This is a genomic window from Candidatus Hydrogenedentota bacterium (assembly GCA_019637335.1).
In the GTDB taxonomy this organism is placed as follows: Bacteria; Hydrogenedentota; Hydrogenedentia; order Hydrogenedentales; family JAEUWI01; genus JAEUWI01.
Map to the genome: position 1 here is coordinate 47011 of JAHBVV010000016.1, position 22282 is coordinate 69292.

16 protein-coding genes are annotated in these 22282 nt (G+C 63.0%); 10 read left to right on the forward strand and 6 right to left on the reverse strand.

All coding sequences use genetic code 11. From position 1 onward, the window contains the following. Window positions 1-36 precede the first annotated feature (36 nt). The 3 genes from KF886_16680 to ligA are packed head-to-tail and all read right to left on the reverse strand — an operon-like array spanning window position 37 to window position 3944. Window positions 37-804, reverse strand: a complete 768-nt coding sequence (locus tag KF886_16680; GenBank protein MBX3178992.1) for an ABC transporter ATP-binding protein — start codon at window positions 802-804, stop codon at window positions 37-39. Between the two features lie 54 nt (window positions 805-858). Then, window positions 859-1944 (reverse strand): ABC transporter permease, encoded by a 1086-nt coding sequence (locus KF886_16685; protein MBX3178993.1) that lies wholly within the window; start codon window positions 1942-1944, stop codon window positions 859-861. Beyond that, a complete protein-coding gene (gene ligA / locus KF886_16690) occupies window positions 1941-3944 on the reverse strand; it encodes an NAD-dependent DNA ligase LigA (protein MBX3178994.1) in 2004 nt (667 codons plus the stop codon). Before ligA ends, KF886_16685 begins: the two co-directional genes overlap by 4 nt. A 243-nt stretch (window positions 3945-4187) precedes the next feature. Between ligA and KF886_16695 the strand changes: the two genes are divergently transcribed. From KF886_16695 to KF886_16710, 4 genes are all read left to right on the forward strand, one after another. After that, entirely contained in the window at window positions 4188-5138 is a 951-nt protein-coding gene (locus KF886_16695; GenBank protein ID MBX3178995.1) for a dienelactone hydrolase family protein, read from the forward strand. A gap of 65 nt (window positions 5139-5203) precedes the next feature. Continuing rightward, window positions 5204-6151, forward strand: a complete 948-nt coding sequence (locus KF886_16700; protein MBX3178996.1) for a MoxR family ATPase — start codon at window positions 5204-5206, stop codon at window positions 6149-6151. After that, window positions 6148-7224: a DUF58 domain-containing protein gene (locus tag KF886_16705; GenBank protein MBX3178997.1), complete on the forward strand. Its 1077-nt coding sequence runs from the start codon at window positions 6148-6150 to the stop codon at window positions 7222-7224. The genes KF886_16700 and KF886_16705 overlap by 4 nt, the downstream gene beginning before the upstream one ends. Next, the gene (locus KF886_16710) at window positions 7217-9412 is read left to right on the forward strand and encodes a DUF3488 domain-containing protein (protein ID MBX3178998.1); all 2196 of its coding nucleotides are present in this window, start codon (window positions 7217-7219) and stop codon (window positions 9410-9412) included. Before KF886_16705 ends, KF886_16710 begins: the two co-directional genes overlap by 8 nt. Window positions 9413-9421: 9 nt before the next feature. Here KF886_16710 and KF886_16715 read toward each other — a convergent pair whose 3' ends face one another. Together KF886_16715 and pdxA are read right to left on the reverse strand one after the other, a co-directional pair. Then, window positions 9422-10663 carry a VCBS repeat-containing protein gene (locus KF886_16715; GenBank protein ID MBX3178999.1) on the reverse strand — a complete coding sequence of 414 codons (1242 nt, stop codon included), beginning with the start codon at window positions 10661-10663 and terminating at the stop codon, window positions 9422-9424. Beyond that, the gene (gene pdxA / locus KF886_16720) at window positions 10660-11646 is read right to left on the reverse strand and encodes a 4-hydroxythreonine-4-phosphate dehydrogenase PdxA (protein ID MBX3179000.1); all 987 of its coding nucleotides are present in this window, start codon (window positions 11644-11646) and stop codon (window positions 10660-10662) included. Before pdxA ends, KF886_16715 begins: the two co-directional genes overlap by 4 nt. Before the next feature lie 370 nt (window positions 11647-12016). Between pdxA and KF886_16725 the strand changes: the two genes are divergently transcribed. The 4 genes from KF886_16725 to recR all read left to right on the forward strand — a co-directional run bounded on the left by KF886_16725 (window position 12017) and on the right by recR (window position 16184). Then, window positions 12017-12460 (forward strand): hypothetical protein, encoded by a 444-nt coding sequence (locus tag KF886_16725; GenBank protein MBX3179001.1) that lies wholly within the window; start codon window positions 12017-12019, stop codon window positions 12458-12460. Between the two features lie 216 nt (window positions 12461-12676). Next, window positions 12677-14068, forward strand: a complete 1392-nt coding sequence (gene dnaA / locus KF886_16730) for a chromosomal replication initiator protein DnaA (GenBank protein MBX3179002.1) — start codon at window positions 12677-12679, stop codon at window positions 14066-14068. A 981-nt stretch (window positions 14069-15049) separates the two neighbouring features. After that, window positions 15050-15574, forward strand: a complete 525-nt coding sequence (gene def / locus KF886_16735; protein MBX3179003.1) for a peptide deformylase — start codon at window positions 15050-15052, stop codon at window positions 15572-15574. Window positions 15575-15581: 7 nt separating this feature from the next. After that, the gene (gene recR, locus KF886_16740) at window positions 15582-16184 is read left to right on the forward strand and encodes a recombination mediator RecR (protein ID MBX3179004.1); all 603 of its coding nucleotides are present in this window, start codon (window positions 15582-15584) and stop codon (window positions 16182-16184) included. 12 nt (window positions 16185-16196) lie between these two features. Here the strand turns inward: recR and KF886_16745 are convergent, their stop codons facing one another. After that, window positions 16197-17204 (reverse strand): hypothetical protein, encoded by a 1008-nt coding sequence (locus KF886_16745; protein ID MBX3179005.1) that lies wholly within the window; start codon window positions 17202-17204, stop codon window positions 16197-16199. A gap of 436 nt (window positions 17205-17640) precedes the next feature. On the opposite strand from KF886_16745, the gene KF886_16750 reads away from it, so the two are divergent. Next, window positions 17641-19041 (forward strand): biotin/lipoyl-binding protein, encoded by a 1401-nt coding sequence (locus tag KF886_16750; GenBank protein ID MBX3179006.1) that lies wholly within the window; start codon window positions 17641-17643, stop codon window positions 19039-19041. Then, on the forward strand, window positions 19038-22277 hold the full coding sequence (locus KF886_16755) for an efflux RND transporter permease subunit (GenBank protein ID MBX3179007.1): 3240 nt from the start codon (window positions 19038-19040) through the stop codon (window positions 22275-22277). The genes KF886_16750 and KF886_16755 overlap by 4 nt, the downstream gene beginning before the upstream one ends. The last annotated feature ends 5 nt before the right edge of the window (window positions 22278-22282 follow it).

Genomic DNA, 22282 nt, shown 5'->3' on the forward strand with positions numbered 1-22282 from the left:
CGTTGCGATAGCGGCCCCCGCGGGCCGCGCCGCCGCTCACGAAATATTGCGCTGCGCGATAAACTCATCCGGACGGCGGTCGAACATCTGCCGGACGCGTTCCACGTCCGTGTTTTCCGCCTCTTCCAGCGTGCCCGTGAAGATCACCTTGCCGCGGTCCAGCATCATAACGCGGTCGGCCACTTCGCGGATCGAATCGAGCTCGTGCGTTACGATAACAAATGTGAGCCCCAGAAGCTTGCGCATGTCCAGAATCAACTGGTCCAGCCCGGCCGCCATAATCGGGTCCAGGCCGGCCGAAGGCTCGTCAAAAAACACCAGCGGCGGGTCCAGCGCAATGGCCCGGGCCAGGCCCGCGCGCTTGCGCATGCCGCCGGAAAGCTCGCTCGGCATCAGGTGCGCCGCATGTCCGAGGCCGACCAGGCTCAACTTCATTCGGACAATGGCCTCCACCAGCGTTTCGTCGATATTCCCGTACTCCCGAAGCGGCAGCGCCACGTTGTCGCCGACCGTCATCGAATTGAACAGGCCGCTGGACTGAAACGCGATACCGATCGTGCGCTGGAGCGTCGCCAGCTCGTCCTCGTCGAGCGCGCAGAGGTCTTGGTCGCGGTAGACAATACTGCCGCTCGTTGCGCGGTGCAACCCGCACATGTGCCGCAACAGGGTCGTCTTGCCGCACCCGCTGCCGCCCATAATCACGAAGATCTCGCCCGGACTTACGGCGCACGATATCCCGTCCAGGATAAGCGTGCTCCCGTAATGCGTCACGAGGTCTTTCACTTCAATGATGGGGGAATTCATGCCGGGGAACGCCTGGATTCGTCTGCCGTATGCCGCGAGACGCGCCGGGCGGCGTCATGCGAGCACATAATAAAATATCGCCGCGAAGATGATATCACACGTAATCAGCATGAAGATATCCATCACCACGGCCCGCGTCGTCATCAGCCCGACGCCGCGGGAGCCGCCGCTGACCCGGAAGCCGTTGTGGCACCCGATTAGCACGATGCCAATCGAGAAGATCACGGTCTTGAGGAAACCCTGAAACAGATCCTCCATGTAGGCCGAGTTGAGTGTCTGGTTGAACCAGACCGAGGGCTGGAATCCGAGCACGAAAATTCCCCAGACGGACCCGCCCAGAATACCCGACACCATGCCCAGCGCGACCAGACAGGGAAGCACAATCAGCAGCGCCAGCAGCTTGGGCGCGACCAGAAACTGGCTTACGTTAAGCCCCATGCCGCGGAGCGCGTCGATCTCCTCCTGCACCTTCATCGTGGCTATCTCGGCGGCGATCGCCGCGCCCGTCCTCGCCGAAACAACTACGGCGGTCATGATTGCGGCGAGCTCGCGCGCAAAGCCGATCATGATGATGTCGGCCACGAAAATGGTGATACCGTAGGCCTCCGCCTGTTTTGCCATCAGCATCGCGATGATCAGTCCGAGCAGAAAGTTCATCAGGCACACGATGCCGACCGCGCGCACGCCCATTTCATGCATCTCGTCGATGAAGATGTTCCAGCGGAAGCCCCGGCCCTCCAGGGGGGCGACCACCGTCCAGTAGACCGCGTCAATGCACAGGTCCAGAAAGGCCAGGAATTCGGTATACCACGTGATGGCGTTGCCGCCGAAGTTCTCAAAAAAGCCTACGCGCGGCGGAGCCGCCATCGCGCCGGGCTCCAGCGCCGGCTGCACCAGCTCCACGAGCTCCGCCACGTGCCCCGCCTGGCCGTCCAGCCGGATTTCCGCCTCCCGCGCGTGAATATGCGCCGCCATCTTGACGAGCCAGGCCCCGCCCAGTGTGTCCATGTCGCGGGTCCTGGACAGGTCGATGACGACCGTGGACCCTGGCGCGATGGGCGATTTCCGGAGAGTCTCCCACACGCCTTTCCCGGTGTCGCGGTCCAGGATCTCGGGGCAGGGCACCACGCGGTCGCTCATTCCCCGCCCTCCAACAGCGCCCGGAACCCGTCTTCGTCCAGGACCGGCACGCCCAGTTTGGCGGCTTTCTCCATCTTGGATCCGGCGTTTTCCCCCGCAATCAGGTAGTCCGTCTTCTTGCTGATGCTGCCCGACGCTTTCCCACCCAGCGCCTGAATTATTTCGTGGATTTCGTCCCGCGTATATTGCGAGAGTTTGCCGGTGACCACGAAGGTCCTCCCGGTGATGCGCGGGTTCTCCGTTACTTCGGCGGCGCGGTCCGCGTCGAGACGGACGCCGCTTTCGCGAAGCCGCGCAATCAAGGCCTGGTTCTCGGGGACCTCGAAAAAGTCCACGATGCTCTGCGCCACCACATCGCCGATCTCGTTGACCGCCTTCAGGTCTTCCACGGACGCGGCCATGAGGTCGTCTATCGCGCCAAACGTCCGCGCCAGAATATCGGCGATGGTGCTGCCGACATGCCGGATGCCCAGCGCATGTAAAAGATATCGGAGGCCGCGCCCCTTGCTGGCTTCAATCGCCGCGACCAGGTTTGCGGACGATTTCTTACCCATCCGATCAAGGCCCTCGACGGTCTCCGCGTCCAGCGCGTAGAGATCGGCGGGGCCCTGGACCAGCCCGCGTTGAACCAACTGCTCCACGATCGCCGGCCCGAGCCCCTCGATATCCATCGCCTGGCGGCTGGCGAAATGGGCGAGCCGTTCCTTCAGTTGGGCGGGACAGGCCAGGTTGACGCACCGCAACACGGCGTCGTCCGGGTCCTTGTGGACCTCGGATTCGCAGACGGGGCACGCCGCCGGCACGGGAAACGGTGTGCTGTCGTCCGGCCGCAATTCGGGAATATACCGCAATACCTGGGGGATTATCTCGCCGGCCTTCTGGACCTCCACCGTGTCGCCCACGCGCAGATCCTTCTTGGCCAGATCTTCGAAGTTGTACAGGGAGGCCCGCTTCACAACGGTCCCCGCCAGCGGCACAGGGTCGAGCTCCGCCACCGGCGTCAGCGCCCCGGATTTGCCTACCTGTACCGAAATGGCGTTCAGTTTCGTGCGTGCGGTCTCGGCGGGGAATTTGTAGGCGATGGCCCAGCGCGGCGACTTGGATCGGAACCCCAGGTGGCGCCGGTGCTCCGGATCGTCCACCTTGACCACCATGCCGTCGATTTCGTAGTCCAGTTCAAAGCGGCGCTGCGCCCAGGCGTCGCACGCCGCGATAACGCCCTCGATATCATCGCAACGTGTGTAATGCGGGTTCACGGGAAATCCATACGCCGCAAGGCGCGCCAGAGTCTCCGCGTGCCGCGTCGCGGGCGCGTTATCATCCGGGACGATGTCGTACAGGCAGATCGACAGCCGCCGCCGGGCCACCTCCCGCGAGTCGAGCAGCTTCAGCGTGCCCGCCGTCGTGTTTCGCGGGTTCCGGTAGGGCTCCTCGCCCGCAGCCTCCCGAATCTCGTTCAAGCGCTCCAGTTCCGCCCGCGTCATGAAGACTTCCCCGCGAACCTCCATCGTTGCGGGGGCGTCTTCGCTCAGGCGCAGCGGCAGGGATCGGATCGTCCGCGCGTTTTGCGTAATGTCGTCGCCCTGGCTGCCGTCGCCCCGGGTGATCGCCTGCCGGAAGGCGCCGTTTTCATAACGCAGGGCGATGGCCACCCCGTCGAGCTTGAGCTCCACTACGTACGCCGGGGCCTCGCCCTCGAGGCGCTGGCGCACCCGCCCGTCAAATTCGCGCAATTCCGCCTCGCTGTACGTATTGTCGATCGAAAGCATGGGAACCCGGTGCGCCACCGTCTCAAAGTGGTCCAGGGGCGCCCCGCCCACCCGCTGGGAAGGGGAGTCGGGGGTGCGCAGGACCGGCCAGCGGTTCTCCAGGGCTTCCAGCTCCCGAAGCAGTGCGTCAAATTCCGCGTCGCTGATCTCCGGCCGCGCCTCGACATAGTAAAGCCGGGAATGCCGCTCGATATCCGCCTTCAGGGCGTCGTAGCGGGCTTGCGTTGGCATGTCGGGAAGGTCGTCGGGGTTCTGCATGGGCCGCATTATAGCCAAACCCGCCCGGCGGTTAGTAGGGTGGGAGTGGATGACACAAACCGAAGGGATCGGGGAATATACTCCCTGTCCCGGTCGCGAACACACCCCGCGCCCGGGGCGAAGCGATTCTCCGGGCGCGCCGATCAGTTGCAGCGCGGCGCTACCATCGGTTACAACGTACTCCGGGCGTGGCCTTTCGTTTGGAGAATGAGTACGATGGTAGACCTCACAGCGCTCAAGGACGCGGCCGAGTGGTCGCGGGCGCGCAAGGAGATACTGGAGGCGGTGAAGGATGTGATCGGGCAGCGAGCGTCCAATACAACGGATTTGCAGCTCAACGTGGTGGACGAAGACGATTTTCCGAATTACGTACGTAAGCGCGTGAATTACTTCGTGGATGAATGGACGCGGATCTCCGCGTGGCTGTTTGTTCCGAACGAACGGGAGGAGATGCCGGCTGTCTTGTGTTGTCACCAGGAGTGCCGGCAGGGCAAGAACGAACCCGCCGGACTGGAGGGTAACGGGAGAATGGCGTTTGCCACCCACTACGCCGAACGGGGATATATTACCCTCGCGCCGGACTGCATTACCGCGGGCGAACGTGTATCCAGCCGCCTCCAAGCCTGGGACCCGAGCCTGTTCTACGCCGATCACCCCCAGGTCTCGCTGCTCGGGAAGATGCTCGACGATCACGCCCGCGCGCTCGACGTTCTGGAACGGGAACGCCTGGTCGACCCCGCCCGTATCGGCGTCATCGGCCACGGCATCGGAGGAACGAACGCCCTGCTGCTCGCCGCGCTCGACGGGCGCGTGCAGTGTTGCGTCGCCAGCTGCGGGTTTACACGCTTTTCGACGGATTCGGGCGTGGATCGATGGTTCAAGTTCCTGCCCGGGCTCAAGTCCGCCGCGGAGTCCGGGGAATACCCTTTCGACTGGGAGCATGTGCTCGCCCTGGCGGCGCCCAGCGCCGTCCTCGCGATCACCGCGATCGGCGGGTCGGGCCAGGCCAATCCCGAAAGCTGCGCGGAGGCGGTCGCGCAGGTGGAACGTTTGTACAAGTTCGTGGGCGCGCCCCGCGCCATCGAACATTTCATGCATGACGATGGGGATCAGATGACCTTTGAGACCCTGGACATGGCCGACGACTGGTTTGAGCGATGGCTGTAGAATAGTCGGGCGAGCGGGACCGCCCGAAGCGGTTCCGAAATACCAACACATCCAACGGAGAGAGCATGGACGCGCAGATCGCAGCGAAGATTCAGCAGCTACTGGACAACATCGAACAGGTGGTCTACGGCAAGCACGACGTGGTTAAGCTCTGCGTCATCGGCCTCCTTGCGCGCGGGCACGTGCTCATTGAGGACGTGCCCGGCATCGGCAAGACGACCATCGCACAAAGCATCGCCAAGTCGCTCGATTGCTCGTTCAACCGGATCCAGTTCACCAGCGACATGCTCCCTTCCGATATTCTCGGCGTCTCCATGCTGGAGCCAAAATCGAATTCGTTCGAATTTCGTAAGGGGCCGATATTCGCCAGTATCGTGCTCGCCGATGAGGTGAACCGGACCCCCCCGAAAACCCAGAGCGCGCTCCTGGAAGCCATGAGCGAAAACCAGGTTTCCATCGATGGCAAGACCCATGTCCTGCCGCAGCCCTTCATGGTCATGGCCACTCAAAACCCCATCGAATACGAGGGCACCTACATCCTGCCAGAGTCCCAGCTGGACCGTTTCTCCATCCGCGTCGAAATGGGTTACCCGCCGCCCGCCGACGAAATACGCATTATGCGGCGGCGCAATCCACACCGGTTCATACAAGACCTGGAACCCGTGCTCACCGTCGAGGACGTCCTGGAGCTTCAGGACAAGGTGGGCGAGGTGATCGTGGACGATTCCGTCGCGCGTTTCATGCTCGCGATCGTCGAGGGCACCCGCACCCACGAGCAGGTGCAGCTGGGCGCCAGCCCCCGAGGATCGCTGGCCTACTATGAAATCTGCCAGGCCCGCGCCCTGGTGGAGGGGCGCGATTATGTGACCCCCGGGGACGTAAAGGAAATGGCGGTCCCCGTGCTGAGCCACCGCCTCCTCGTCAAGTCGCGCGGCGCGGATCTCTCCATGGCCGCGCAGGAACGCGCCCGCGTGATTCGGGAAATCCTCAAGCGGACCGAAGTGCCGGTATGATGTTTGGAAAGCAGGTTAACAAGAAGCGATATATACGGGTATGCGCCCCGGGCTGGTGGTTTGTATTTATCCTGCTGCCCGTCCTCCTGGCCGCATGGAATACCGCATTCAACCTGCTCTATCTCGTCCTCGGCGGCCTCGTAAGCTTCCTCGCCCTCTCCTTCCTGCTCGCGTCGGTGGCGCTCAAGAACGTAGAGCTCTACCGGAACGCGCCGCGAGCGGCCTACCGCAATCAACCGTTCCAGGTTCACGTGCGGCTCGAAAACAAGCGCCGGTGGTGGCCGCTGGTATCGGTGCGTGTGGAGCGCCTCGGATCCGAGCCAGCGCCCGTCGCCTACATCCTTCGCGTGCCGCCCGGCGAAGCCGCCCGGGTCGCGGTGGAGGAGGTGTTTACCCGCCGCGGCGTGCACAAATTGCCCGCGTACCGGCTCGTATGCGGTTTTCCCTTCGGGCTGGTGGAGGGCTGCTACATACACCGCGACGGAGCGGAAGTCCTCGTATACCCGCGCGTGCACAACGTGCGCGCCAATGCGCTCGATCGCGTTCCCAGCAGCTCCCATACGGCCACGCAAGGCGCGGACGACGGCGACGAGTTCTACGCCTTGCGCGAATACGTCGTCGGAGACGACATTCGCCGGATCGTCTGGCGCGTGAGCGCCCGCATGGGCAAATGGATTGTTCGGGAGCTTGCGCGATACAACTCCCGCCTCGTAATCCTGGCGCTGGACACCACCTACAACCCATCGCTCGACAACTTCGACGAGCGCTTCGAGGAAACCGTGGAGACGGTGGCGTCGGTGGCCATCATGCTGCTTCGCCGCCGGCACGAGGTCTCCATCATTACACCAGACGATTTTCTTCCCGGCGGCGATGGAAAAGCCCATGAACGCAAGGTGCTTCGCATGCTCGCGCGGGTCGGCCCAACCGACGGGGCGAAGCCTTTCCAGGAAAAGATTGACGCCCTGGAGACGCTCGACTCCATGGTGGTGTACGCCTCGCCCGACCCCGAACTGTGGGGTACGCAGACGGGGCATGGGAAAGTGCTCGATCCCAGGGAACTGGTCCATGGTTAGCGAACACCGAACCTACTTGAAATGGGCGACCGCAAGCCTCGTCACCGCCGGTTACCTCGCCCTCGCTTCCGTGAGCGCCATCGGCCCGGCCATCCTTCTCATTCCGCTCCTGTTTCTGTCCCTCGCCACCTACGGGGAACGGCTCGACCAGCGCTACCCTTCCTATAGCGTCCTTACGCGCGCGATCACCATCGCATACTTCTGCTTTCTGCCGCTGACCCTCATCAACATGCATCTCCTGCCCGCGGTCGTTACGCTGGCCATTTACATTCAGTGCTACACGCTGGTTCACAAGAAAAACGTCCGGAATTATTACCACCTCTACCTCATGTCGCTATTCCTGCTGCTGGCGGCATGCGTGCAGTCCCCCGAACCTTTCATCGGCTTCGTCATGCTGCTCTTCCTCATCAGCGCGGTATGGGCCAACGTGATGCTCCGCATCGTCGTCGAGGAAGAGGGGCTCGAAAAGCACGTTATGGTGGAGTACGTTTCGCTGGACTACCTGGCGAGGCAAGGCCGCGCCGGAACCGCCGCGGGGCACAGGCGCGCCGTGCCCGCCATGGCCGGACTCCTCACCCTCGCCGTCATGCTCATTACGGCCGCTACCTTCGTCCTTACGCCCCGCATGGAGGCCGGGATCCTCGGGCGTGGAGAGACCGTGATCGAGACCACCGGCCTCAGCGACTCCATAGATCTTGATGCCAGCGGGATGATCACGCAGGACGACACGCCGGTCATGATGGTTCGATTTCCGCAGGAACCCGGCGGCCAGCTGGCGAATGAGGACTGGCTTTACTGGCGCGTCACGACGCTGAACGTGTACGAAGGGAGCCGATGGAGCAGCGACGATGTAATGCTACTCGATCCGGGGATTCGCGCGCTCTCCAACAACCGGAGACCCGACCAGGGCGCCCATGGCGTCGAGAGAAACATGCGGACCGGCGCGAAGCTCGTCTACCAGTCCATCTACATGGACGAAGTGCCCCATATGGGCGTGCCCGCACTCGATCTCGTGCAACGTGTCGAAGTCGACCAGGACATTCGCGGCGTGGAGCTCATGTGGAGCAACAATCGCGACTATACGGTTCGCCTGAACAAGGTGGGCTCGCGGCGCTTGAACTACGAGGTCTGGTCCGAACCCGGCGAGCCGGATCCCCAGGACCTGCGCTCAGCCCCCATGGTCTTTGACGGCGTGGGCGCCGGGGACTACCAATTGTTGACGGATCAGAATCTGACCGATCCCTCCCGCCAGCTTGCCGCGCAGCTTACCGATCCCCACGACACGCTCTACGACAAAGTCCGCGCTATTGAAGAATTCCTCAGCGGGCCGCAGTTCCTCTACACGCTGAATGTGCCGGAGGTCGAATCAGGCCCCGTGATAGACGCCTTTCTCCATCAGTCGCGCATGGGCCATTGCGAACTCTTCGCGACCGCGATGGCACTCATGGTGCGGAGTATTGGCGTGCCAGCGCGCGTCGTGAGCGGTTTTCGCGGCGGCGAATGGAACGACTCCGACCAAACCTACACCATCCGCGCCAACATGGCGCACCTCTGGGTGGAAGTCTGGTTTCCGGGCTACGGCTGGATCAAATTCGACCCCTCGCCCCAGGGCGACGACGTCGAGCTCAGCGGAATGGACCGCATGAAATTGCTGGTGTCCCGCGCAATCTTGAAATCCAAAATGTTCTGGTTCCAGGAAGTCGTCGGATTTGATCGGGGCGCGCAGATCGAACGACTCCGCAATTTCACGCTCGGGATCGCAGGCGTATTTCGGGGCGGCGCGGAATCGTCCGCCTCGCGCTCCGCTGGCTCGGCATCGTGGGCCGGCGTACTTGTGTCGCTTACCGCCGTTGCGCTGCTGATTGCCGGCGGGTTCGTCACCCTGCTTCGCGTGCCGTGGGTCCGAGTTCCGCGCGGTTTGCAGTTGACCGCCGACCAGATCCGCCTGGTGCGTCTGTATCTGCTGCTGCGCCGGCGGCTCCAGCATTTCGGCGTGTCCTGCGCGGGGAGAACCGCTGAGGATATCGGCCGCGAACTGCGCACGGATCGCTGGGGCGCGCCCGCCGAGGCGCTTCAAGTGCTGGAACTATACAATGCCGTCCGATTTGGCGGCGAGCCGCTGAACGGCGCGAATCTGGCCGGGCTGCGTAAGGCCATTATGCAACTGCGGCCGTCCGAGGCGCCCTGATTCGCACCGCTACTCGCTCAGCAGGAGCCCCACGGAGTTGAGGCCCCACAGCGCGACGGCCAGGTCCGTCTTGCCATTCAGATTGAGGTCGGCGGCGCAAAGGGCCCGGGGCTGGCCGTCCTTAAAGGTGTAGGACTTCCGGTTGAACTCCAGGAACGCCTTGTTCTTGCTATTGTCCGCCGTAAGCACCATCACTTCGCCGGAAGCAAAGCAGGCCGCCGCAATGTCCGGAAAACCGTCGCCATTGAAATCCCCCACGGCAATATCCTGGATGTTCTTTTCCATCACGTTCCGGTCCGTGCCCAGCATGATCTCCTGGGAGACCCGGAAGGAGAGGCGTCCGCTGCCATAGAATATGACGATGGTATCGTCCACATGCTTGTGCGAGACCACCAGATCCTTCTGGCCGTCCTGGTTGATGTCGGCCACCTCAAGCCGGTGGGGAAGGAGCCCCCGGCTCGAAAAACGGTCCGCCTCCTTGAATCCGCCCGTCCCGTCCCCTTGCCAGACCGAAACCTCGTTGGTCGCCATCAGCGTAACCGCGAAGTCCAGGTGGCCGTCGTGGTTCAGGTCCGCCAGCGCAATAGAGAAGGGACCGCCGGGAACCGGTATCAGCACGGGCTCCGCAAAGTACTTCTCCGCATGGCCGGGGAAATAGACCACCACGTCGCTGCTCCAGCCCGCCGCGACGGCGTCGCGGAGGCCATCGCGGTTTACATCGCCCACGGCCACCGACGTGAGTCCCGGGCGGTGGAATACGGGCAGTCCGTCCCCATCGACCTGGCGCTCGTATCCGATCCCTTCCTGCGGCACTTCGAAATATTCCGGCTTGAAAATCCCCTCGTCATGCAAGTTCAGGAACAGGCTGAGATCGCGCCTGCGCGTCGCGTGGAAACTTGCCACCAGGATGTCGGGCCACTTGTGCGCGTCAATATTCGCCACCGCGATCGCATAAGGGCCGAAATCCGTCTTCAGCGAAGGGTGGTGCTTCTCGTAGCGCAGGTCGCCGCGCGCGAGCAGCAGGGAAAGTTCATCATTGGCGGGCCGCTCCTCGCGAAGATCGCCCAACTGCCCCCGATCCGCCGTTATGATTTCGGGCCAGCCGTCGCCATTGATGTCTACCGCCACGATAGCCGATGGGTTCGGGCCCACCTGGCCGGGTAAAAGGCGAGCCCGCATCTGGCCGCTGGCAAGCGTCGCCGGCAGCAGCGAAAGCATCAGGAGGGCGCGTTTCCATCGGTGCGCCATCATCGCCGCCCTCCGAGGCGCGCGGCGAGCTGGATCGCCGACAAGAGGCTGTCCTCCCGGGCGAGGCCGCGCCCGGCAATGTCGAATGCGGTCCCGTGATCCACCGAGGTGCGCACGATAGGGATGCCCAGCGTAATGTTTACGCCCTCGTCCATGGCAATGAGTTTCAGCGGAATATGACCCTGATCGTGGTACATGGCCACGACAAGATCCAGCGCGCCCTCGCGCATGGCGCGGAATACCGTGTCGGGCGGGTACGGCCCGCTGCAATCGATGCCGGCCGCGCGGCACGTCGCGACGGCCGGCGCGATCTCTTCGATCTCCTCGCGCCCAAAGGCGCCCGCCTCTCCGGCATGCGGGTTCAAGCCGGCCACCCCGATCCGCGGTGACGCAACGCCCAGGCGCACCAGCGCATCACGACCGATCTCGACCGATCGCACGATCCGGTCGTGGCGCACGTGCTCGATCGCGTCCCGAAGCGAAAGATGGCCCGTGATATGTACGATGCGCATGTCTCCGGCGAACAGGCACATACGGTAATCCGGAGCGCCGGAGCGATCGGCCACCAGTTCCGTGTGTCCGGTATAGGGGCAGCCCGCAAGATAGATGCACTCCTTGCTGATGGGGCAGGTGACCATTGCGTCCAGACCTCCCGAGACGCATGCGTCCACCGCCGCTTCGATCCACGCCACCGCGCTCGCCCCCGCCGCCGGATTGAGCTGACCAAACTCAACTTCGGGGCCCGGCGCGCCGGCGTCCCACACCGGAATACAACCGGAAGGCGCCGGAGCGTCCAGCGAGGGAAGCAAATGTACGGGAGGCATGCCCGGGGCAAGTTCCGCCACGCTGCGCAGGGCGCGCCCGGAGCCAATGACAACAGGCGCGCAAAGGGAAACCGGATCGCGCCGGGCGAAGAGCTTCGCCACAAGCTCCGGGCCGATGCCGTTGACATCGCCCATCGTGATGCCGATACGGGGTAGGGTCATAATACGCCTTTATTCTGGTCGAGACGGGAGAGCCGCCACGCTGGTGAATTGACCCGCGGCAGCCCCGGGCAAAGCGGAATCGTAACACAGTCCCCGCGTGCATTCCCATTGGCGGGCCAACCCGCCATTTGCGGTCGTGCGCCCCAAAGGCCGCGAAAAGCCCCGTTTTTGCTGGCGTTTTCATTTTGCGCTTGCGTTGCTCGGGAACGGATGCTATACTGACCCTCCGTACCGGGAATCGCGGCCAGGTGCCGTTGGGAGGGCTGGTCCCGCAGCCCGGTTTCGGGTTGGAGTGCGTGTATCAACGCAAGAACTACAGTATACGTCCCGGGAGAAGTGTGCCTGCTCGGCGGCCGGAGTCTGCAAGATTATGAACCGTTTTCCTGACGTCACGGATGCCCTGATGGAGTCCATGCGCGTTCAGGCGGCGGCCTCCGCGCAAGGCTTCGATTGGGACGCGGCAGCGGGCGTCCTGGATAAGGTGGAGGAGGAGGCGCGTGAGATCCGGGAGGCCCTCGAAGCGGGCGACCTCGAACACGCGAGACGGGAATTGGGCGATCTGCTGCTTGTTGCCGTCAATTTAGCCCGCTTTCTGGATGCAAGCCCCCGAGACGTCCTGCTCGGCGCCACCGCGCGCTTCGAAAACCGCTTCGAGGCGCTTCGCAAAGCACTGGACGCGGAAGGCAAGGCCATCCGCGAATGCAGTTCCGAGGAGCTGGAGGCGTATTGGCAGCGCGTGAAACCCGCTGCCGATGAACTACTTAGGAAGAGGCTTGACACGGGCGCGCCCCGTGGTGCAAACTCAAGGCCCTGATCGCTTAAAAGCCTTGATTTTAAAGGCTGAAATGAGGGTGTGGATAACCTGTTGGGAACCGGTGGAAAACCGGTGGAAAACACGGTTTCGGGATGGTCGGGGTACTGCCCGTGGTGTGAAATTGTTAATGATAACGGCATAACTATTGTTGTGCCAATGCCTGGGCGCGGAAGCGAGAATTGACCTGGTAGTTGTGACGGTTGGACGGGAGTGAGAATGGCCGCAAAGAGTGATGTGAATCCATGGCAGCTGGCGCAGAAGCACCTGCAAGACGCGCTGGATGAATACAGTTACAAGAACTGGTTCGCTCAGACCCGATTCGAGTCCTGTGCGAACGGGCAGTTGCTCGTCGGTGTTCCCAGCCAGTTCTTCGCCGACTGGCTTCGCGACCACTACATGGACGCCGTGTGCGACTCGCTCCGCAAGGTGATGCCCGACTTTCAGTCCGTCGATTTCATACCGCGGCCGGAACCGGCGCCGGAATCGCCGGAAGTCCGGTTGCCCAGGCCGATGCAGGCCGCGCCCGCCGTGGCGGCCTCTCGCGCGGCGGCGTCTCGCCGTCCCGTGCGCAACGGCCGCAGCTACAATGGCTTTAACCCGCGCTATACGTTTGATCGCTTCGTGATCGGTTCAGGAAACCGCTTCGCCCACGCCGCCGCGCGCGCGGTGGCGGAGTCGCCCGGCCGCGCCTACAACCCGCTCTTTCTCTATGGCGGAACCGGGCTCGGCAAGACCCACCTCATGCAGGGCATCGGGCAGTTCCTCCTGTCAAAGCAGCCCGATCTGCGCTGTGTGTTCATCTCGTCCGAGCACTTCACAAACCAGCTCATTCAGAGCATCGCCGAAAAATCGACCCAGCAATTCCGCGCGAAGTATCGGAAAGTGGACGTGCTGCTGATCGACGATATCCAGTTTATTGCGGGCAAAGAAGCCACGCAGGAGGAGTTTTTCCATACCTTCAATGTGCTCTTCGATATGCACAAGCAGATCGTGCTCTCCAGCGACCGCAGCCCGAAGGAAATGCGCGGGATCGAAGAGCGCCTGATCTCCCGTTTTGAGTGGGGCCTGGTGACCGATATCCAGCCGCCGGATCTCGAAACCCGGGTGGCTATCCTGCAGCGCAAGGCGCAGGAAGAGAACCTCAGCATTCCCGACGACGTGATGCGCTACATTGCGACCTACATCACCACGAATATCAGGGAACTGGAGGGCGCGCTCATCACCGTGCTCGCCTACAGCCGCCTGACCGAGGAAAAAATATCGATCGCCATGGTCGAGGAAGTACTCCGCGATCTCATCGGCTCCGAGAAGATCAAGCCGGTGACCATTGAGCAGGTCCAGCGCGCCGTCGCCGATCACTTCGACGTGCGCATTGCCGACCTCCACGGTCGCAGCCGCCAACGTCAGATCGTCAAGCCGCGCCAGCTCGCGATGTACCTCTGCAAGGAGCTCATCCCGAGCCTGTCCCTGAGCGATGTGGGCGACGCCTTCGGCGGCAAGGATCACACGACCGTGCTCTACGCCTGCGAGAAAGTGTCCGAGGAAGTGCGGGAGTCGCCCGCCGCGCGGCAGATGGTGGAGCAGCTCACCAAGACCATCCGTTCGTAGCCGCTGCCTCGCAAGTTTCCCCGCGTCGCGCCCTTCGTCGTGAACCCCTCCGTGATCGCCGGCAGAGGTGGTTCTGTATCACCATCCGTCAACTTCTTGCTTTTTCGTAATACTTTAGCCGTATGAAGTAGCGCCAGCCCATTCTTGTCATGCCGCGATACTACGACGAGAGCGCGCAAGGCTGGGAGCGAAGGTCGAAGACGCGCCGCAGGAGGGCGTCCCCGCCTGCAATGCACCGGAGGTGCATGGCGTACTTGCAATATCGGCACACTTGATCGGCGAGACAATTGGAGCCGGACTACCGCTGATTAGCAGACTCGCGCCTCCGGCGCGTTGCGGGCGGCCCGGCGCCCGGTGGATCCCGCTACAAATCCGATGCTGAACAATCCGAACAGGCCACGTCGAAAATTGCCCGCCGCCACCGCCAGGCCTCAATCTCCGGAACGGTTTTCTATCCGTGACATCCGTGGTCAAGAATCCTGATCGCGGCCAGCCCCTGCTCCCGGTGAATTCGTGTGCATTCGTGGTTCAATCGCTGTAACAGTTTGGCCGTCTGAAGCAAAGAAGATTTTCAACCACGAATTAACACGAATTCACACGAATAAGAGAGACTATTGACCCGGTTCAAAGATGGAATGGTAATAGGTCCGCCTTTTATCCCCTTTGAACCTATGAAGAGAAGAATTATTTTCGGCGAAAGAGTTGATCATGTTCGCCGCGGCCAATCAGGTTTCTCGTTGCTTGGATGCCTGGCTGAGGGCCTGGGTAAGGGCCGGCTTCATGAATCGAATCTCGGTTTCTTATTCGTGTCTATTCGTGTCCATTCGTGGTTAAACTGCTATTCAACTTCAGGCCGCTAAAGTGTTACCAGTCGCTTAAGGAACGCGTGAAGCCCAGGCCAGCTCCTTTGCGTCTCTGCGCCTTCGCGTGAATTGGCGGCCACCGCCGCCATGTGCTATTCTAGACCGAGGAGAATAAAGCATGGCTGTGCTGAATGTTGTTCTTTACCCGGATGATCCGCTCACCCGTAAATCCACCCCGATCGAGACCTTCGGTCCGGAGTTGCTTGGCCTCGCCAGCGATATGCTCGAGACGATGCATGCCTACGATGGCGTGGGCCTGGCCGGTCCCCAAATCGGGCTTGCGAAGCGAATTTTCGTCTATCAGGAGCCCGGCGGCGAGCCTGGGTGCCTGATCAATCCCGAATTCGTCGCGATGGAAGGCCGCGAAGAGGGAGAAGAAGGTTGTCTGAGCCTGCCCCGCGTATATTCAAGCCGCGTGCCCCGCGCCACCTATGTGCAGGTGCGCGGTTTTGATGAGACCGGTTCCCCGATTCAGTTTGAGGCCCGCGATTTCCTCGCCCGCATTTTGCAGCACGAGTACGATCACCTCGAAGGCGTCTTGTTCCCCGACCGGCTGGATATCCTCTCCCGCGAGGCCGTGCTCCAGGAATGGCAGGCGGTTCGCGAAGAGATCCGCGCCGGCGTCGCCAACCGTCTGGAATAGCCCTTCCATGCTGCTGAATTCACCCGCGGTCGAGCGGTTGGTGGAGGCCTTTCGGCGTCTGCCCGGTGTCGGCAAGCGATCCGCCGAGCGCATGGCGCTCCACCTTCTGAGCGCGCCCCACGAAGACGCCATGCGCCTCAGCGAGGCCATTCGTGAGGCTCGCGAGCGCATTACCACCTGCTCCGTCTGCCGGAACCTCACGGAAAGCGACCCCTGTTCCATCTGCGCCGATGATCGCCGCGACGCGGGCCTGGTTTGCGTTGTGGAGCAGCCCGCGGGCGCCATGGCCATCGAAAAAGGCGGCGGCTATCGGGGGCGGTACCACGTGCTGCACGGCGTGCTGAATCCCCTCGAAGGCATCGGCCCGGCGGAATTGTGTCTCGACCGCTTGTTCGCCCGGCTCAAATCCGGCGAGGTGCGCGAAGTCATCGTCGCGACCAACGCCACGGCCGAAGGCGAGGCCACCGCGCTTTACCTGTCCCGCCAACTGCGGCAACTCGGGATCGCCGCCAGCCGCATCGCCCACGGGGTGCCCATGGGGGGCGGGCTGGAATTCGCCGACGACGCCACGCTTTCGCATGCCATGCAGGGGAGAACACCGCTGGCGTAGGCGCAGCCGCGATTACTCGGCGGCTTGGGGCGCGGCGGCGGGCGTTGCGGGGAACATGCGCTGGAAGTAATCTTTCAGCTTGGCTTCGACCCCGGCCACAGTCGCGTCGACGACGTACGTTTCCTCTTCAGGCCGCCAGGCTTTCTCCGTCGTTAACACCAGGCCGTAACGAACCTGGAGATCCCGCGTCAACATCGTCAGGCCCATGCCCGCAATGAATTCCAGTTGCCTGCCCTCATCGGGGTCGGCGTGAATTCGCACCTGGATCACCAGGGTGTCCTGATCCTTAAAGTCCACGGCGAAGCGTACATCACGAACGCCTGGCAGCAGCGGGAACAGCAGCTGGCCCTGTTGGGTCTGTCGCATCAGGTCGAGGTTGGTGTTCCATATCGGGGCCAGCGCGCCCAGGATCGCCAGGATGTCCCCGTTCCGGTTATCGATGACTCCTTCCGCCATATGTCCCCCGGAGAGCGCCAGGAGTTCCGCGGGCGGGTCCGCTTGCCACGTCGCGCGGACTTCTTCCTCGAGCGCCGGCGGTAGTTCCAGGTGGCCCCGGGCCGTTAAGACGCCCCGCTGGCTGAGGCTGAAGCCCGGATCGTCCCACGCGATCGCCTCGATCGCTTGCCGGAACCGCGTCCGCGTGTTCAGGTAATACGGAAGCGCCGGCCCCCCGCGTTGTTCATTGACAAACAGCGTCAAATTGAATCGGCCCTCCCGGAAATCGGAGCCGCCCAGCACGGCGACCTCACGCGGCGCCACACGCGGAAGCAGGGCGGGGAGATCCCAGGGAAGCCACGCCGGCTTCGGAAGATCCGCCGGGAAGTAACGTGTCAGATCCTCGCCCAGCCGGAGGGTATTGGCATACAGGCGAAAGCGCGTGTCCGCCGTCGCCAGGGTCGCATGGCTCACGGGTTCGGCCGGAAGCCAGCCGTATTGCTGGTTCAGGCGGAAGCCCGCCACCAGGGCGGCGGCGCCAAGGACACCGACAAGTACAAGTACAACGATAAGCCACTTTTTCACGAACGATTGAACTCCGGAGGGTGTCGGCGGCGCCCGACGAGGAGCCGCCGGTGAAAAAATACCTGTCGGGCTGGTGGCGGTTCAAGTTGGGGCGGCGCTTCGCCCGATCAACGCCCATCTCGCCGGGTAGTGTCCAACCTCCATGGTGTTTGATTCCAAAAACGGCCAATGACTACAATGGCGTGGTCCAACGGGCTCCATCAAGCTGGTTTCCGTCGCCATCCGTGTGTTCGCGAGCCTGCCGCCGTCAATGCCGGGATGCGATGTCACGGCCTCGGAGGCTTGGGTGGAAGTTGGGCGGCGGTGATCGTGCACACCGAGGGATCTGAATGCGCGGGCTGGGTCCGGTATGTCCTCCGGAACTTGCGGGTGTCAGGCGATTGCAGTTCGAGCCTATCTCGGCGCCAGGCCATGGGGCAACAAGGAATGTGGTGGGATGACGGTGGAACACAGCGCGGAGAAGGATAAGAGCCGAAGCCCGCAATCGGATTCGGAGGGCGCGCCGCTCGCCATCAATGGCAAAGAAGGTTCGCTCTGGCTCCGCATTACCCTCACACTCGCCATTCTGGCCGCCGGCGTCCTGGGGATGGCCGGCCTGTCCAATCTCAAAAAAGCGCCCGCCGAGGCTACCGCCGCCGAGCCCGTGCTCCCCGTCGAAGTGCTCGCCGCCGTACCGGAAGATGTCCCCGTCATCGTGTCGGGCTTGGGCGAGGCACGGGCGCTAAATGTTGTGCCTGTCTCCCCCGAAATTCCAGGAGTTGTCGTCGAAATTCACCCCCGCCTTGAAGTGGGCGAACGAATTCCCGCCGGCGAGCTCCTTTTCCGTATCGACCAGCGGAACTACCAGGCCGCGCGCGATCAGGCCCTGGCGCAGGTCGCGCAGACCGAGAAAACCATCGAGCGCCTCGAACGGCAGTACCGCATTGACCAGGATCGTCTCGCCACCCTCGAACGAAACCAGAACCTCATGGCGCAGGAATTCGAGCGCGTGAAAGCCCTCTATGAGGAGGACGAAGTCGGGACGCAATCTGCCGTCAACCAGGCGGAAATGACCTTGAATCAGACCGCCGACGCCCGCGATCAGCTCGCGCAGGCGGTCGCCCTGTACCCGGTGCGGATTCAGGAAGCACGAAGCGGCCTGGAAGCCGCCCGCGCCCAACTCGCGCTCGCGGACGTCAATCTGGAGCGCACCGAGTTTCGGGCGGACTTCGACGCTCGCGTCAAATCCGTCGCCCTGGAGGCGGGCCAGTATGTCACCCCCGGCGCGCCCGTGCTGACCCTGGCCGACGACAGAATCCTCGAAATCTCGGTGTCCCTCGATAGCCGTGATGTGCGCGATTGGCTGATTTTCGACGCGGATAACAGCGAAACGCCCGGAGCCTGGTTCGGGAGCCTGAAACCCGTCACGTGCGCCGTTCGCTGGACGGAATCGCCGGGCGCCCAGCATTGGGAGGGCGTGGTGCACCGCGTGGAGACCTTCGACCCCGCCACCCGCACCGTGAACGTCGCGGTTCGCGTGTCGCAAGAGGCCGCGCGCGGCGGAGAGGGCGGGCTGCCGCTGGTGGAGGGGATGTTCTGCCGGGTCGACATCCCGGGCAGGACGATGCATCAGGTGTACCGCCTGCCGCGCTGGGCCGTGAGCTTCGAGGGGAACGTCTTCGTCTCGCGGGACAATCGGCTCGCGATCCTGCCCGTCGAAGTGATCCGGAGCCAGGGCGAGGAGACCTTCGTTCGCGGCGGCCTGGAGCCGGGCGCCGAAGTTATCACAACCCGCCTCGTGAACCCGCTGCCCAATCACCTCCTGGCGGTGGACCGGAACCCGGATGCGGCATCATGAGAGCCCTGCTCGCCGCCTTCACCCGGAATACGGTGTTCGCGAATATCCTCCTGCTGTTTTTCTTTGTCGTCGGGTACATGTCGGCCAAAAACATGGTCCGGGAGACCTTCCCCGAGTTCAGTCTCGACTATATCGTGGTGACTGTCCCCTGGCCCGGCGCGGATCCGGAGGAGGTGGAGGAGGGGATATGCCGAAAAATCGAGGAAGCCATCGAGGGCATTGAGGGGATCAAGACGTATACGTCGACCTCCCGCGAGAACGGCGGATCGGTCCTGATCGAGGTGGACGAACGTTTCGACACAGCCGTCGTGAAGGAGAAGGTCCGCAACGACGTCGAGGCGATATCGACATTTCCACTCGAAGCGGAAAAGCCCGTCACCGAGGAAGTCCTCCTGCGCACCGAAGTGCTCATGATCTCCCTGGCCGGCGACAATCTGGACGAACGCCAGCTGAAAGAATGGGCGGAGCGCGTCAAGGAATCGGTACAGCTCCTGCCGCCGGTCAGCCAGGTGCAGATCATCGGCGCGCGCGATTACGAAATCGGCATCGAGGTCTCCGAGAAACGCCTTCGCGAGTATGGCCTGACCTTCGCCCAGGTTTCCCAGGCGGTGCGGCAGAGCAGCCTCAATCTGTCCGGCGGCGTCGTTCGCACCCAGGGCGAGGACATCCGGCTGCGCACCATTGGCCGCAAGTACACCGGCGAGGAGTTGGCCCGCATCGTCGTGCTGGCCGGCCCGCGCGGCGAAATCGTGACCCTCGACCGGATCGCCACCATTGACGATGGATTCGTTGACGAGAGCCTGGTTTCGCGCCTCAACGGGAAGCCCGCGATCACCGTCGCCGTGCTGAAGACCCAGGAGGAAGACGCGCTGGCCATTGCGGGCGCGGTCAAGGACTGGGTCGGAACCCAGAAGGCCGCGCTGCCCGCAGGGCTTGAAATGGCCATCTGGAACGATACGAGCATTATGCTCCAGGAGCGCATTTCATTGCTGCTGCGCAATGGCGCGATCGGATTGGTCATTGTGTTTGTCGCACTCTGGCTCTTTCTCGATCTCCGCCTGAGCTTCTGGGCCGGAATGGGCATGCCCATCAGCATCACCGGCGCCCTGGGGATTATGTGGGCGCTCGACGCCACCCTCAACATGATCTCCCTTTTTGCACTCATCATGGTGCTCGGCATCATCGTGGACGACGCCATCGTCGTGGGCGAATCGATCTATGTCGCCCGAAAGCGGGGCGCCTCCCGGATGAACGCCGCCATCGACGGCGCGCGCGAGGTTGCGCTGCCCGTTATCGGCGCGGTAACCACAACCATCGTCGCCTTCATCCCGCTCGCCTTCGTCGGCGGCATCATGGGAAAGTTCATCGCCATCGTGCCCGTCGTGGTGATCTCCTGTCTGCTCATTTCCCTCGTCGAATGCCTCGTGCTGTTGCCGGCGCACCTCAACAATCTCCCGGATCCCGCCGACAAGACGCGCCGCGAGTCATTCCTCCACGTACACCGCCACACCAATGCGTGGCTCGAGTGGTTCATGGAGTACGTCTACGGCCCCTTTATTCGCGCATCGCTGCGCTGGCGCTACGTCTCCCTGGCCGCCGCCGTCACCATCATGCTTCTCGCCGTCGGTATCGTGAGTGGTGGCATCATCCAGTTCGAGGTCTTCCCAAGCATCGACTCGGATATCCTCACCGCGAGCGTCGAGTTTCCCGACGGCACGCCGATACGCGTCACGCAAGGCGCCGTCGTGCAACTGGAAGATGCGCTCAAACGCATCGCCGCGCGCGAACCCACACTCACCGGCGAGCCACTCATAAAAAACACCTTCTCCCTCGTGGGCTCTCTCATCGAAGAGGGGCCCCCGCGATACGGAAACAACCTCGGCGCGGTTCGCGTGGAACTGCTCGAATCCCAGAGCCGCGGCGTTTTCTTCGAGAAGCTTGCGGCGGACTGGGAGGCCGAGGCCGGCGCCATCCCCGGAGTCATTTCGCTCTCCATCTCCGGCATGGAGACCGGCCCCCCCGGAGCCGCCATCGAAGTGTGGCTGCAGGGACACAATCTAGAGTTGCTCCGCGCCGCCGCCGGCGACCTGAAAAGCGAACTCGCAACCTACGATGGCGTCTACCAGATTCAGGACGACTACCGGCCCGGAAAGAACGAACTGAAATTCTCGCTCAAACCGGAGGCGCGCACCCTGGGAATTACCGTGGCCGACCTGGCGCGCCAGGTGTATGCCGGCTACTTCGGCGAAGAGGCCTTCCGGCTGCAGCGCGGCCGCGACGATATACGCGTGCGCGTCCGATACACGCGCGAGGAGCGCAGCCAGATTGCCGAGCTGGCGCAGCGCCGCATCCGCACGCCCCAGGGATATGAAGTGCCCCTGCATTCCGTGGCGGACATCGAATACGGCGCCGGGCTGACCGATATCAAGCGTACCGACGGCATGCGCCGCATCGCCGTTACCGCCGAAGTCGACACTTCCAAAGCGAACACCGATAGCATCATCGCGGACATGGAATCCGGTTATTTTCCCGATCTGAAGTCCAAGTTTCCGGGGCTCGTCGTCGACTTCCAGGGAGAAAAGCGGAAATCCCAGGAGTCCCTGGGCAGCCTGGCCATATCGTTCCCCGTGGCCCTCATCGGCATCTATATCATCATCGCCACCATCTTCCGCTCCTACATCCAACCCATGATCATCATGATCACCGTCCCCTTCGGCATCATCGGCGCCATTCTCGGCCACCTCCTTCTCGGATACAATCTCTCGATGATGAGCATGTTCGGGATGGTCGCCCTCTCCGGAGTCGTCGTGAACGACGCCATTGTGCTCATCGAGTGCATCAATAACTTCGTCGCCCGGGGCATGCCCATTCGCGAAGCCATCTGGCGGGGCGGGGTGCGGCGGTTCCGGGCCGTGTTCCTCACCACAATCAGTACCGTCGGCGGCCTGACGCCGCTGATTATGGAGCGGGATATCCAGGCCCAGTTTCTGGTGCCCATGGCCGTCTCCCTTGCCGCCGGTGTCGCCTTCGCCACCTTGCTGACCCTCATTCTGATCCCGTGCCTGCTGCTGGTGCTGAACGACCTTCGCCGTTTCCTGTACTGGACTCTCCGGCGCCGGTGGCCATCACGGGAGGAAGTGGAACCGGCCCGCACGCGCTACCTGGCGGATCACGAAGACGACGCCGCGGGAGATCCCGAGACGGGCGCCTTGCTCGGGGAGGCGACCCGTGCGTGAGGAGG

What these genes read in the sequence shown, in the direction of transcription:
- KF886_16680 (MBX3178992.1), bottom strand. Translation starts at nt 804, where the DNA reads ATGAATTCCCCCATCATTGAAGTGAAAGACCTCGTGACGCATTACGGG.
- KF886_16685 (MBX3178993.1), bottom strand. Translation starts at nt 1,944, where the DNA reads ATGAGCGACCGCGTGGTGCCCTGCCCCGAGATCCTGGACCGCGACACC.
- ligA (MBX3178994.1), bottom strand. Translation starts at nt 3,944, where the DNA reads ATGCCAACGCAAGCCCGCTACGACGCCCTGAAGGCGGATATCGAGCGG.
- KF886_16695 (MBX3178995.1), top strand. Translation starts at nt 4,188, where the DNA reads ATGGTAGACCTCACAGCGCTCAAGGACGCGGCCGAGTGGTCGCGGGCG.
- KF886_16700 (MBX3178996.1), top strand. Translation starts at nt 5,204, where the DNA reads ATGGACGCGCAGATCGCAGCGAAGATTCAGCAGCTACTGGACAACATC.
- KF886_16705 (MBX3178997.1), top strand. Translation starts at nt 6,148, where the DNA reads ATGATGTTTGGAAAGCAGGTTAACAAGAAGCGATATATACGGGTATGC.
- KF886_16710 (MBX3178998.1), top strand. Translation starts at nt 7,217, where the DNA reads ATGGTTAGCGAACACCGAACCTACTTGAAATGGGCGACCGCAAGCCTC.
- KF886_16715 (MBX3178999.1), bottom strand. Translation starts at nt 10,663, where the DNA reads ATGATGGCGCACCGATGGAAACGCGCCCTCCTGATGCTTTCGCTGCTG.
- pdxA (MBX3179000.1), bottom strand. Translation starts at nt 11,646, where the DNA reads ATGACCCTACCCCGTATCGGCATCACGATGGGCGATGTCAACGGCATC.
- KF886_16725 (MBX3179001.1), top strand. Translation starts at nt 12,017, where the DNA reads ATGAACCGTTTTCCTGACGTCACGGATGCCCTGATGGAGTCCATGCGC.
- dnaA (MBX3179002.1), top strand. Translation starts at nt 12,677, where the DNA reads ATGGCCGCAAAGAGTGATGTGAATCCATGGCAGCTGGCGCAGAAGCAC.
- def (MBX3179003.1), top strand. Translation starts at nt 15,050, where the DNA reads ATGGCTGTGCTGAATGTTGTTCTTTACCCGGATGATCCGCTCACCCGT.
- recR (MBX3179004.1), top strand. Translation starts at nt 15,582, where the DNA reads ATGCTGCTGAATTCACCCGCGGTCGAGCGGTTGGTGGAGGCCTTTCGG.
- KF886_16750 (MBX3179006.1), top strand. Translation starts at nt 17,641, where the DNA reads ATGACGGTGGAACACAGCGCGGAGAAGGATAAGAGCCGAAGCCCGCAA.
- KF886_16755 (MBX3179007.1), top strand. Translation starts at nt 19,038, where the DNA reads ATGAGAGCCCTGCTCGCCGCCTTCACCCGGAATACGGTGTTCGCGAAT.